Annotated in this window: 13 protein-coding genes and 1 tRNA gene; 5 read left to right on the forward strand and 9 right to left on the reverse strand. The window is 65.3% G+C overall.

Annotated elements, in window-relative coordinates:
* Together AX735_RS13575 and AX735_RS13580 are read right to left on the reverse strand one after the other, a co-directional pair.
* Positions 1 to 558 (reverse strand): DUF4102 domain-containing protein (locus AX735_RS13575; protein WP_156447507.1); only part of this gene is annotated, 558 nt, incomplete at its 3' end.
* 165 nt (positions 559 to 723) lie between these two features.
* Positions 724 to 810, reverse strand: a tRNA-Leu gene (locus AX735_RS13580).
* 233 nt (positions 811 to 1,043) lie between these two features.
* Here AX735_RS13580 and AX735_RS13585 point away from each other — a divergent pair.
* Positions 1,044 to 1,988 (forward strand): complex I NDUFA9 subunit family protein, encoded by a 945-nt coding sequence (locus AX735_RS13585; protein WP_066281194.1) that lies wholly within the window; start codon positions 1,044 to 1,046, stop codon positions 1,986 to 1,988.
* Positions 1,989 to 2,010: 22 nt separating this feature from the next.
* Here AX735_RS13585 and AX735_RS13590 read toward each other — a convergent pair whose 3' ends face one another.
* Positions 2,011 to 2,613, reverse strand: coding sequence for a TetR family transcriptional regulator (locus AX735_RS13590; protein WP_066281204.1), 603 nt, complete (start codon positions 2,611 to 2,613; stop codon positions 2,011 to 2,013).
* A 60-nt stretch (positions 2,614 to 2,673) separates the two neighbouring features.
* Between AX735_RS13590 and AX735_RS13595 the strand changes: the two genes are divergently transcribed.
* A complete protein-coding gene (locus AX735_RS13595; protein ID WP_231750121.1) occupies positions 2,674 to 3,582 on the forward strand; it encodes a metal-dependent hydrolase in 909 nt (302 codons plus the stop codon).
* A 127-nt stretch (positions 3,583 to 3,709) separates the two neighbouring features.
* Here AX735_RS13595 and recR read toward each other — a convergent pair whose 3' ends face one another.
* On the reverse strand, positions 3,710 to 4,306 hold the full coding sequence (gene recR / locus AX735_RS13600) for a recombination mediator RecR (protein WP_023836520.1): 597 nt from the start codon (positions 4,304 to 4,306) through the stop codon (positions 3,710 to 3,712).
* A gap of 50 nt (positions 4,307 to 4,356) precedes the next feature.
* Between recR and fmt the strand changes: the two genes are divergently transcribed.
* On the forward strand, positions 4,357 to 5,262 hold the full coding sequence (fmt, locus tag AX735_RS13605) for a methionyl-tRNA formyltransferase (RefSeq protein WP_066281207.1): 906 nt from the start codon (positions 4,357 to 4,359) through the stop codon (positions 5,260 to 5,262).
* Positions 5,259 to 5,999, forward strand: coding sequence for a tRNA pseudouridine(38-40) synthase TruA (gene truA / locus AX735_RS13610; RefSeq protein WP_066281209.1), 741 nt, complete (start codon positions 5,259 to 5,261; stop codon positions 5,997 to 5,999). Before fmt ends, truA begins: the two co-directional genes overlap by 4 nt.
* On the opposite strand, the gene AX735_RS13615 is transcribed toward truA, so the two are convergent.
* The 5 genes from AX735_RS13615 to AX735_RS13635 all read right to left on the reverse strand — a co-directional run bounded on the left by AX735_RS13615 (position 5,996) and on the right by AX735_RS13635 (position 10,541).
* The gene (locus tag AX735_RS13615; protein ID WP_066281222.1) at positions 5,996 to 7,315 is read right to left on the reverse strand and encodes a sensor histidine kinase; all 1,320 of its coding nucleotides are present in this window, start codon (positions 7,313 to 7,315) and stop codon (positions 5,996 to 5,998) included. The genes truA and AX735_RS13615 overlap by 4 nt on opposite strands.
* 76 nt (positions 7,316 to 7,391) lie before the next feature.
* The gene (locus tag AX735_RS13620; RefSeq protein WP_060977605.1) at positions 7,392 to 8,069 is read right to left on the reverse strand and encodes a response regulator transcription factor; all 678 of its coding nucleotides are present in this window, start codon (positions 8,067 to 8,069) and stop codon (positions 7,392 to 7,394) included.
* Positions 8,070 to 8,186: 117 nt separating this feature from the next.
* Positions 8,187 to 8,507: a PepSY domain-containing protein gene (locus tag AX735_RS13625; RefSeq protein ID WP_066281215.1), complete on the reverse strand. Its 321-nt coding sequence runs from the start codon at positions 8,505 to 8,507 to the stop codon at positions 8,187 to 8,189.
* A gap of 207 nt (positions 8,508 to 8,714) precedes the next feature.
* Positions 8,715 to 9,446 (reverse strand): SIMPL domain-containing protein, encoded by a 732-nt coding sequence (locus tag AX735_RS13630; RefSeq protein ID WP_066281216.1) that lies wholly within the window; start codon positions 9,444 to 9,446, stop codon positions 8,715 to 8,717.
* Between the two features lie 243 nt (positions 9,447 to 9,689).
* Positions 9,690 to 10,541, reverse strand: a complete 852-nt coding sequence (locus AX735_RS13635; RefSeq protein ID WP_066281224.1) for a D-amino-acid transaminase — start codon at positions 10,539 to 10,541, stop codon at positions 9,690 to 9,692.
* Between the two features lie 121 nt (positions 10,542 to 10,662).
* On the opposite strand from AX735_RS13635, the gene AX735_RS13640 reads away from it, so the two are divergent.
* Positions 10,663 to 12,216 (forward strand): ABC-F family ATP-binding cassette domain-containing protein (locus AX735_RS13640; protein WP_066281226.1); only part of this gene is annotated, 1,554 nt, incomplete at its 3' end.

Here is a 12,216-nt window from a genome sequence, read left to right on the forward strand (position 1 = left end):
ACCAGCAGCACCTAAATCTCCACCGAAAATTACACCACGAGCGCGGACGCTAACGCATTTCTTCGCAGTCTCGTGCTTACCAGTGGCTTCCAGCCGTTTGAGAGGAGCCAGGACTTCGAACGGCTCGATCTCGCTTATGGGTCGGTTCCCGATGGCAGGCGCAAGCTTGTCGAGGAAATAATTGGCCTTGACGATCGTGCCATCGGCGCGGCCATTCTGGACCATCATCTGTTCAATATACTCACGTGCGACTGCCTCGAACGTCTGTGCAGAAAGGAACTCTGCGCGGATTTTCTGCTTCCGCTTCTCAAAGGCCGGGTCGCCCCCTGAAGCAACTGCTCGTCGTGCCTCGTAGGCCACGTCTCGAGCTTGCTTGAGGCTGATTTCGGGATAGCTGCCGATGCAGAGCTTCTTTTGCGCACCGCCGATCCGGTATCGGAATCGCCAAAGTTTGCCGCCGGTGGGCGTGACCTCAACATATAGGCCGCGCTCATCGGTTACCTTGTACGGCTTGTCCTTGGGCTTGAGAGCGCGGAGGCGAGTATCTGTCAGCGGCATGTGGGGGCCTTTTCATCTGGGCCTTTGCGAAACGGCCTCAAAAGGCCCACAAAAGTGTCTGGAACCCCCGAGAACAAGCGGGACGATCCGGAACGATCCAAGGGCCAAATCCCTAGGATTTCTGCGGGTTTTATAGATTATTTGGGAGAACGTGAGAAGAACAAATGGTGCCCAGAAGAGGACTCGAACCTCCACGCCCTTGCGAGCGCCAGCACCTGAAGCTGGTGCGTCTACCAATTCCGCCATCTGGGCACGGGGTAGGAGCGCGCCTCTAGCCGGAGTGTTTGCAGGCGTCAACCGCCTCTGGGCACATTCTTCAAAGAAAAATGCCTTCGCCTTCAAACCAACCCGCAAAAGCGCAACTGGGGCGTTGCGCGCTGCGTTCGGGTGTTGCAAAGGCGGGAGCAGAGACGCATCGGCCAGCGGTCCTGCGCGCCTGATAGGCAGCGCGGCACCGGGCCGAAGAGAATCACGGGACGTAAAACATGCGCGACACACTGATCACGATTTTCGGCGGCGGCGGTTTTCTGGGGCGGCACATCACCCAGCATCTGACCGCTGCGGGCGCGCGCGTGCGCATCGCGCAGCGCAACATCCGGATCGCGCAGGACGTCAAGCCGCTCGGCAATCTGGGCCAGACCCAGCTGATCGCCGCCGACATCCGCAAGCCTGAAACCGTTGCGCGCGCGGTGCATGGCGCCGATGCCGTGATCAACCTGGTGGGCATCCTCAAGGGCGATTTCGACGCGTTCCACCATGAAGGCGCGGCCAATGTCGCCCGCGCTGCAGCGGCTGCAGGCGCACAGGCGCTGGTGCATGTCTCGGCCATCGGTGCCGATGCGGGTTCGAAAAGCGCCTATGGCCGCAGCAAGGCCGAAGGCGAAGCCGCCGTGCGCGCCGCCTTCCCGAGCGCGACGATCCTGCGCCCCTCGATCGTGTTCGGACGCGAGGATCAGTTCATCAACCGCTTCGCCGGGCTCATCTCGAGCCTGCCCATCGTACCGATCATCGGCGGCAAGGCACGCTTCCAGCCGGTCTATGTCGATGACGTGGCCGAGGCGGTGAAGCTCAGCCTTTCCGACCCTGCGCGGTTTGGAGGGCGCACCTTCGAGCTCGGCGGTCCCGAGACGATCAGCATGGCGGAACTCAACAAGCGCATCGCCAAGGAGATCGGCGAGGACCCGAGTTTCATCGACATGCCCGATTCGCTGTCCGGCCTGATGGCAGGCCTGACCGGCTGGCTGCCCGGCGCGCCGATCACGCGCGACCAATGGGCGATGCTGCAGAGCGACAATGTCGTGGCCGAGGGCACGGACGGCCTCCAGGCATTCGGCATCACCCCCACCCCGATGGCGGCGGTGATCGGCGATTATCTGGTGCGCTTCCGCAAGCACGGCCGTTTCGGCGCACGCGCCAAGCGCGTCGGCTGAAGCGCACTGCGCGGCGAGCGGACTAGCCTGCCGTCGCCGCCGCTTCCTGCCAGCTGAGCAGCGACGCCGTCAGCTGTTTTTCCGCAATCGCGCGGCCGGTGTCGCGGTCGAGCCCCAGCGCGCCGGCGAGCTGCGCCCCCATCAGCGCGTCGCCCAGCGCCATGGTGCACAAGGACAGTGTATCCTCGTGCAGCGTGCGGCCCTCGGGCGCATGTTCGGCGAGCTCGTCGACCAGCTGATGAATCGCCTCGACGATCGGGTCGAGCGCATCCTCGTTGCCCGACAGCAGCATCCAGCAGGCGAGCGCCCCTGCCCCTTCGCGGTCGAACGCGTCGAACGCCATGTCGACAATGTCGCGCGGCGTGCCCTCACCGTTGCGCAGGCGGATGACCGCTGCGCCGATCATCTGGCAGATCGATTGCGCCAGATACTCCGCCAGCGCCTTTTGCAGGCCCGAGGCCGAGCCGAAATGATGGAGCAGATTGGCATGCGTCCGCCCGATCCGCCCGCTCACCGCTTTCAGCGTCACCGCCTGCGGTCCGGTCTCGATCAGCAGCTCGCGCGCGGCGGCGAGCGCGGCGGTGCGGCTCTGCTCTGGGCTCAGCCGTCTTTTCGCTATTGACATCTATGTAAGTAACCTTATTGTCATCAGTGTAAGCACCACCCCTGCATTATGGACCCCGCCATGAACGCTCCGCAATCCTTTTCGAACGCCGATTCCATGGATCGCAAGCACACGCCTGCCGATCTGGAGCTGATCATCCGCGACCGCCGCTTTGGCCGCGACAGCAAGATGCGTCGCTGGTGGATGGGCGGCGACCCGATCGGCACCGCCTTCTACAACGCGCTGTCGGTCACCTTCCCCAAGGGCGAGGCCTTTTTCATCGAGAGCGTGAAGGAATTCCGCGAAGGCACGTCCGAGCGGCTGGCGAACGAGATTCGCGCCTTCGTGAAGCAGGAAATCAACCATACGCGCGAGCATGTCGCGTTCAATCGTCGCGTCGTCGACGCCGGTTACGACGTGAAGCTGCTCGAGGAAGATGTCGACAAGGCGCTGGCGCTGACCAAGGGCCGCCCGAAGATCGCCAACCTTGCCTCGACCATGGCGCTCGAACATTTCACCGCAATTTTGGCGCAGCAGTTGCTTGCCAATCCGAAGCATCTCGAAACCGCAGACGCCGATTCGCGCGACTTGTGGCGGTGGCACGCGATGGAAGAGATCGAGCATAAGGGCGTCGCCTTCGACACCTGGATGCACGCGACCAAGGACTGGAGCCGCTGGCAGCGCTGGAAGGTCAAGTCGCTGGTGATGCTGGTCGTCACCAAGAACTTCCTGCACCATCGCGCGGTCGGCATGCTCGAACTGCTGCGGCAGGACGGCCTGACCGGCCCCAAGGTCTGGGCGCAGCTGTTCTGGTACGCGTTCGGCAATCCCGGCATGGCGCGGAAGATCATCCTGCCCTGGATGACCTATTTCCTGCCCGGCTTCCATCCGTGGAAGCATGACGATCGCCACCTGATCCAGCTCGCCGAAAGCGACTATCAGGACGCAGTGATGGCGAAGTCGGAACCCGCGCTGGTTCCGGCGGAATAAGGGTTTACCCCCTCCGTTTGTCCCGAGCGTGTCGAGGGACCTTGCTCGACCATCCGATATTACGTCCCTCGACTTCGCTCGGGACAAACGGATTTTGATACGGCTGGACCAGTGAGTCCGGTGGCCCCTACACCACCGGCTTTCTCGCCCGCAGCGCTTGGGCCAGCGTCCCCTCGTCGAGATAATCGAGTTCGCCGCCCATCGGCAGGCCTTGCGCAAGCTGGGTGAGGCGCACGGGATAGCCCTCCAGCCGCTCGGCCAGATAATGCGCCGTCGTCTGCCCCTCGAGCGTCGCGTTCATCGCCAGCACCACCTCGTCGATGCCGCCTTCGGCCACGCGCGCGATCAGCGAGGCGACGCCCAGATCCTCCGGCCCGATGCCGTCGAGCGCGGATAATCGCCCGCCCAGCACATGATAGCGGCCGACGAACAAGCGGGAGCGATCGAGCGCCCAGAGGTCCGACACCTCCTCGACTACGCACAGGCTGCGCGGGTCGCGGCGCGGATCGGTGCAGATGCCGCAGGGGTTCTGCGTATCGACATTGCCGCAGATGTCGCAGGTCGAAAGGTTCGCGCGCACCCGCTCCATCGCTTCGACCAGCGGGGTGAAGGCGCTCTCGCGCTTCTTAAGCAAATACAGGACGGCGCGGCGCGCCGAACGCGGCCCCAGCCCCGGCAGACGGGCGAGCGCGGCGGCCAGGTCCTCAATCTCTTGCGATGCCATGGTCTGAGCTTTACGGAGCCGCATCGCCCCAAGCAAAAGAAAAGTCCGTCATGCGCCTCGCCTTCATGGGAACCCCCGATTTTGCCGTGCCGACCCTGCGCGCGCTGGTAGAGGCCGGGCACGAGATCGCGGCGGTCTACAGCCAGCCGCCGCGCCCGGCGCATCGCGGCAAGAAGCTGACCCCCTCGCCCGTGCACCAGCTGGCCGAGGAACTGGGGCTGGAGGTGCGCACGCCGGTCTCGCTCAAGGGCGAAGAGGAAAAGGCCGCGTTCGCCGCGCTCGACCTCGATGCGTGCGTGGTCGCGGCCTATGGATTGATCCTGCCGCGCGCGGTGCTCGATGCGCCGCGTCATGGGTGCCTCAACGTGCACGGATCGCTGCTGCCGCGGTGGCGCGGGGCCGCGCCGGTGCAGCGCGCGATCCTCGCCGGAGATGAGTTTACGGGCGTCACGATCATGCAGATGGAGGCCGGGCTCGATACCGGGCCGATGCTGCTCAAGGGCGAGACCCTCGTTTCGGGTAAGACGGCAGGTGTGCTCACCCAGGAAATTGCCGAGCTCGGCGCGCAGCTGATGGTGCAGGTGCTGGGCGATCTTGCCGCCTATCCGCCGGTGGTCCAGCCGGACGAAGGCGTGACCTATGCCGCCAAGATCGACAAGGCCGAGGCGCGGCTCGATGTTTCGCAGAGCGCCGCACAGGTCGAACGCCAGGTGCGTGCGTTCAACCCGATGCCCGGCGCGTTTTTCGAGCTGAAAGGCGAGCGGCTGCGGGTGCATGCCGCCGAGATGATCGCAGGCAGTGCCGAACCCGGCACGATCCTCGACGACCAGCTCACCATCGCCTGTGCCGAAGGCGCGATACGCCCGACGATCATCCAGCGCGCCGGTCGTCCCGCGATGCCGATCGAGGACTTCCTGCGCGGTTTTGTCGTCGCCCCGGGCACGGTCATCGCATGACCCGCTTTGCCCTGACGCTGGAATATGACGGCGGCCCGTTCATGGGACTGCAGCGCCAGGCGCATGGCCCCAGCGTGCAGCAGCATGTCGAGGAAGCGGTGGCTGCGATTACCGGAGAAGAGGTCATCATGCATGCGGCCGGCCGCACCGATGCCGGCGTCCATGCCCTCGCGATGCGCGCGCATGTCGATATCGCCAAGCGCATCGAGCCGTTCCGGCTGATGGAGGCGCTGAACGCGAAACTCAGACCGCAGCCCATCGCAGTGCTCGCCTGCGAGATCGTGCCCGATGACTGGCACGCGCGATTCAGCTGCACCGGCCGGTCCTATATCTACCGCATCACCAACCGCCGCGCGCCGCTGACGCTCGAACGTGGCAAGGCGTGGCAGGTGTCCGCGCCGCTTGACGTGCCCGCGATGCACGCCGCCGCGCAGCATCTGGTCGGGCACCACGATTTCACCACCTTCCGCTCGGTGCACTGCCAGGCCGCGAGCCCGGTCAAGACGCTCGACCGGCTCGACGTGATCCGCGATGGCGACGAGATCGACATCCACGCCGCCGCGCGCTCGTTCCTCCACCATCAGGTGCGATCGATGGTCGGCTGTCTGGTGCTGGTCGGGCGCGGAAAGTGGACGGGGGATGACCTGAAGGCTGCGCTCGAGGCCCGCGACCGCGCCGCACTGGGTTTCAACGCCCCGCCCGACGGGCTGTATTTCGCCGGCGCGACCTACAGTTAGAGCGCGCGCGGCAGCCGGAGCCGAACCAGCAACCCGCCCAGATCCTCGCTCTCGTCGAGTTCGACCTTGCCGCCATAGATTTCCGCGACATCACGCACGATCGCGAGGCCGAGCCCCGTACCCGGCTTGCCGGTATCGAGCCGCGCGCCGCGATCGAAGATGCGCTCGCGCTCCTTTTCGGGAATGCCGGTGCCGTCGTCCTCGATCCAGATATCGACCAGCTTCGGATCGGTCGCCCCCTTGGGATCGATGGTGACGAACACGCTCCCGCCGCCATATTTTCCTGCGTTTTCAACCAGGTTACCGAGCATTTCCTCGAGATCCTGGCGCTCGATCGCGACCTCTGCTGTCTTGCTGCCATCGAGGTCGCAGCGGACATGCGGATAGAGCCGCACCACCGCGCGCTCGACCGCCTGCGCGCTTTCCCACACGTTCGCGCGCGCCAGCGCCTGGCCGCGCCGTCCGACGGCGCGCGCGCGGGCGAGATGATGGTCGACCTGCCGCCGCATCACCGCCGCCTCGCGGATCACGGTATCGGCGAGATCATCGGCGCGCGCGGTGGCGCTGTTCATCACCACGGTCAGCGGCGTCTTGAGCGCATGCGCCAGATTGCCTGCGTGCCGCCGCGCCTCTTCGGCCTGTTTCTCGTTATGCTCGAGCAGCGCGTTCAGCTCCTCGACCATAGGCATCACCTCGATCGGCATCGGATCGCGCACCCGGTCCATGCGGCCCGTGCGCATCGCCTGAATGGCCTCGCGTACCTTGCGCAGCGGCCAAAGGCCATAGAGCGTCTGCAGACCCGCCATGATGATGAGCCCGAGCGCGAGCAGCGCGAAGCTGTAACCGAGCGTCTGGCGAAGCTCGCGCAGCTGCAGGTCCATCTCCTCGCGCGACTGCGCCACCATGAAGCGCCAGCGCACCTTGGAACCGGGCAGATAGATCGACTGCTCGATGATGCGCAGCTCGTGATCGGGAAACTGGTCGCTGTCATAGATATGCGGCTGCGCATCGCTGTGCGCGGTCTCGATCTTGAGCGCGCGGTCCCACAGCGAACGCGAGGTAAAATCGGCATGGCCCTGGCCGCTAATCTGCCAGTAGAGCCCGCTATTGGGCTCCAGAAAGCGCTGGTCGCCGAGCGGGCGGTTGAAAAACACCTCGCCGTCGGGGCCGATCTCCGCCGAGGAGATCATCGCGGTCAGCACATATTCGAGCTGGTCGTCGAAGCTGGTGGTGATGGTGTTGGTCAGGATGCGGTCGAGCGCGAGGCCGCCGCTCAGCAGCAGCACGAAGATCCATGCCGCCGCGATGCCGATCATGCGGCGGCTGAGCGACCCGGTATTGGGCAGCGGCGCGGGCGCGGTGACCTGGTCTGCCGCGCCCGGCTGCAGGGCTTCAGCTGCTGACACGCTCGGCAGGATCTTCAAGGCTGTAGCCCAGGCCGCGGATCGTGGTGATCACATCAGGGCCCAGCTTCTTGCGGATGCGCGTAACAAACACCTCGATCGTGTTGGAATCGCGGTCGAAATCCTGATCGTAGATATGCTCGATCAGCTCGGTACGGCTGATGACCTTGCCCTTGTGGTGGAGCAGATACGACAGCAGCTTGTATTCCTGCGCGGTGAGCTTCACCGGCTCGCCGTTCAATGACACCTTGCCCGAGCGCGTGTCGAGCCGGACATCGCCTGCGATCAGCTCGCTCGAGGCATTGCCCGAGGCGCGGCGGATCAGCGCGCGCAGCCGGGCGATCAGCTCTTCGGTCTGGAAGGGCTTGGCGAGATAGTCGTCCGCGCCAGCATCGAGCCCTGCTACCTTGTCCGACCAGCTGTCGCGCGCGGTGAGCACCAGCACCGGGAAGGTGCGGCCTTCCTTGCGCCACATGCCGAGCACGGTCAGGCCGTCGATCTCGGGCAGGCCGAGGTCGAGGATGACCGCGTCATAATCCTCGGTCGATCCCATGAAATGGCCGTCCTCGCCATCGGTGGACAGGTCCACCGCATAGCCGGTCGCCTCCAGCGTGGACTTGAGCTGTTTGCCAAGGGTGGGTTCATCCTCGACGATCAGAATGCGCATGGGCAACTCCTGGAATTCGGGTGCAATGCCGGACGACGGTCGCCGCCCTTATGGAAAGCTCCCCATATCGGGGAAATGAACAGGGGTTACAAGGTAAGAAGCCGCGCCCGGACAGGCTCAACCGGCCTGGCGCAGGATCGCGCCGGTGCGGGCATCAACATCGACAAAGATCACCCTGCCATTGTCGAAGAACTTCAGCCGGTAAACCTGTGTATCGGCGTCATATTCCGGTCCCAGATACTGCATCCCGCGCATCCGGGGGAGGATGCGGCCCTCGATCTCGCGCAGCGACTTGACCTGTCCGGCCATGAACTGCTCGCGCGCCTCGCTCTGCTCGCCCCGCCGCTTGCCATCGAGCGCATCGGCCTGGGGCGCGCTGGAGGCCAGAGCGACCGAAGCCAGCGCCAGTGCAGACAGGGTGGAGGTGAGCAGGTTCATGATGCGTATCTAGCCCGGTTTCATTGAATAACCGCTGAATACCCCGCTAACGCCTTGTGCAGCCTTTGGCCAGTGCTTCGCGACCTCTTGCCTGCCCTCCCCCCGTCATTCCCGCGAACGCGGGAATCCCGCTTCTCAGCCAAGGTCGGCGACGAAGCGGGACCCCCGCGTACGCGAGGGTGACGGGTTAAGCTGGTGCGATAATCGTCAGCGCGTCATCTGATAGGTCACGTTGACGGTGACGCTCGTGCCCACCTGGCCGCCCTCGATGGGTGGGGCTGCCGCAACGATCCCCGGCATGGCACGCACCTTCATTTCGGCGCCACCGAACGGCGAGGCATTGTAGGTCGCTTCCGACACCGCGAGCACCTGCACGCCGGTAAAGCCGATGCGCTTGGCATAATCCATCGCCTGCATCTGCGCGCGCTTCATCGCCTTGTCGCGCGCCTCGGCCTGCGCGGCGCTGTCATCGTCGATGCTGAAATACGGGCCGGAAATGTTGTTCGCACCCTGCGAGACCACCGAATCGAGGATCGCCCCCAGCCGGTCGACCTGGCGCACCTTGACTGTGACCGTGTTGGTCACCTGGTAACCGATGAAGCGCGGCGCACGGCCATCGGTGCCATATTCATAGTCCATGTTGAGGTTGATGCCCGAGGTCTGGATGTCCTCGCGCTTGATGCCGAGCGCAACGATCTGCCTGATGACCTTGTCCATGTCCGCAGAGTTCTGGCGCAGCGCGGCGGACGCGGTCGGCGCCTTGCTGGTCACGCCGGTGCTGAAGGTCGCGGTATCGGGCGCGCCAAGCACGGTTTCGGTGACGCTGAGCTCGACGACCGGCGCACCGGCGCTGGGAGTGATCTCGACAGCCGCCATGGCAGGGGTCGCCGCAGCGGAGAGGATCGCGAGCGGAAGCGCGCGGACGAGCGGGGTGGTCATGGGGTATTTCTCCACAAATCAAAAACGGTTTGGCCGCTCCTGTTTCATCCCATCCTCGTCACCCCCGCGAAGGCGGGGGGCCCGCTTACCCCTCCAATGGTGGAGAGGAGGCGGGATTCCCGCGTTCGCGGGAATGGCGGAGGGGCTTGTTCGAGCGAACGGCCATCCGTCTACGCCTGTGCACGGCTCAGCGTTGCGCGCGGCTGAACGACCGGATCAGCCGCCCGACAGGAATGTAAACCTTCAACCCTGCGCGCGGGCATGGTCGATATAGGCCTTGCGCAGCGCCATGGTTTCCATGCCCGGACGGCCATCGCCGATCCTCAGTCCATCGATCTCGACCACCGGCATCACGAACAGCGAGGCCGAGGTGACAAAGGCTTCCGCCGCGCCCTGCGCCTCGGCGATCGTGAACGGCCGCTCCTCGACAGTGATGCCGCTCGCCCGCGCGATATCGATCAGGCTGAGGCGCGTGACGCCCGGCAGGATGTGATGCCCCAGATCGCGAGTCACCAGAAGCCCGTTCGGCGTGATGATGCACGCGTTCTGCGACGTGCCCTCGGTGACGACATCGCCTTCCACCAACCAGACATCGTCAACGCCCGCCGCCTTGGCCTCCATCTTCATCATGCTGGCATAGAGCAGCTGCACCGTCTTGATGTCGCGCCGCCCCCAGCGCCGATCGGGCCGGGTGATGATGCGCATGCCGCGCTCGGCCAGCGGGTTGGCGACCAGCGCGCGGGCCTGGGTAAAGGCGAACACCGTCGCCGGCGTGCCCGGCTTGGGGAAGAGGAAATCGCGATCCGCCGCGCCGCGGCTGATCTGGAGATAGATCGTCCCCTCGGTCAGCGCGTTGCGCTCGATCAGGGTCGCGACGATGCCCGGCCAGTCTGCCGCGCTGCAGTCATAGTCGATCGTCATCTCGGCGAGCGAGCGCTCGAGCCGCATCATATGTGCGGCATAATCGATGACCCGCCCGTCGAGCACCGAGAAGACCTCGTACACCGCATCGGCAAACAGCAGCCCGCGATCGAAGATCGAGACATGCGCCGCATCCTCCGCGACGAACTGGCCGTTGATGTAAACCGTACGCATGCGCGACCCTTTCTCGGCGATTTTCCCTGCGTCTTGCGCCCGCGCTGCGCCTGCGGTCAAGCCGGATATGCTGCACAGTGCGGGGATTGCGCCCTGCCCCGCCCCCGCCTAAGTGGCGGGCATGTCCACTCCCCCCGTCCTTTCGTACGAAGACCTTGGCCTGGTGCAGGGCACCGGCTGGCTGTTCCGCGATATCAACCTGCATATCGCCCCGCGCGACCGGCTGGCGCTGATCGGCCGCAACGGGGCAGGCAAGACAACAATGCTGCGGCTGATCGCGGGCGAGATCGAGGCCGATCGCGGACGCCGCACCGTGCAGCCGGGCGTGCGCGTGGTGATGCTGGCGCAGGACCCGGACTTCAAGGGCTTTGCGACGCTGAACGACTGGGCATTGGCCGGAGACGACGCCCCGCCCGCGCACGAGGTCGCCGCGATCGCCGACCAGATCGGCATCGACCTGTCACGCGACGCTGCCACCGCCAGCGGCGGCGAGCGCCGCCGCGCCGCGATCTGCCGCGCCTTGGCAAGCGAACCCGATGTGCTGCTGCTCGACGAACCGACCAACCATCTCGACCTGGCCGCGATCGACTGGCTCGAAAGTTGGCTGGGCCGCTTCAACGGCGCGTTCGTCGTCATCAGCCATGACCGCACGTTCCTCGAGCGGCTGACCCGCCAGACGCTTTGGCTCGACCGCGGCAATCTGCGTCGCCAGGAAATCGGCTTTGGCGGCTATGAGGCCTGGATGGAGCAGATCTATGCCGAAGAGGCGCGCGCCGCCGACAAGCTCGATGCCAAGCTGAAGATCGAGGCGCACTGGCTGGAGCGCGGCGTCACCGCACGGCGCAAGCGCAACCAGGGGCGCCTCGCCAAGCTGTGGGAGATGCGCGCGCAACGCGCCTCTATGCTCGGTCCGCAAGGCACAGCCAAGCTGGAGGCGGTGAGCGACAACAGCAAGACCAAGTCGGTGATCGTCGCCGACCGCGTTTTCAAGAGCTTCGGCGAGGGCGAGGCGAAGCGCACGATCATCAAGGACTTTTCGCTGCGGGTGCAGCGCGGCGACCGCATCGGCATCGTCGGTTCCAACGGCGCGGGCAAGACCACGCTGATCCGCCTGCTCACGGGCGAGCTGGAGCCCGATAGCGGCACGATCACGCTCGCCAAGACGCTCGACGGCGTCATCATCGACCAGCAACGCAAGCTGATGCAGCCCGAAAAACGCGTGCGCGACGTGCTGGCCGAGGGCGGCGACTGGATCGACGTGCGCGGGGTGCGCAAGCACATCCAGGGCTATCTCAAGGAATTCCTGTTCGACCCCGGGCTGGTCGAGGCACGCATCGGAACGCTTTCGGGCGGCGAGCGCTCGCGCCTGCTGCTGGCGCGCGAATTCGCCCGCGCCTCGAACCTGCTGGTGCTCGACGAGCCGACCAACGATCTCGATCTGGAAACGCTCGACCTGCTGCAGGAGGTAATTTCGGATTATGACGGCACCGTGCTGATCGTCAGCCATGACCGCGACTTTCTCGATCGCACCGTTACAGTGACGTTGGGGCTCGACGGATCGGGCACGGTCGATGTGGTCGCAGGCGGCTATGCCGACTGGGAAAAGCAGCGCAAGCAGCGCATGGCGAACTGGGTCAAGTCAGGCGCGTCCAAGGCAGCCGCTGCCGCCGCCGCT

This window comes from Blastomonas sp. CCH1-A6 (assembly GCF_001556365.1).
GTDB classification, from domain to species: domain Bacteria; phylum Pseudomonadota; class Alphaproteobacteria; order Sphingomonadales; family Sphingomonadaceae; genus Blastomonas; species Blastomonas ursincola.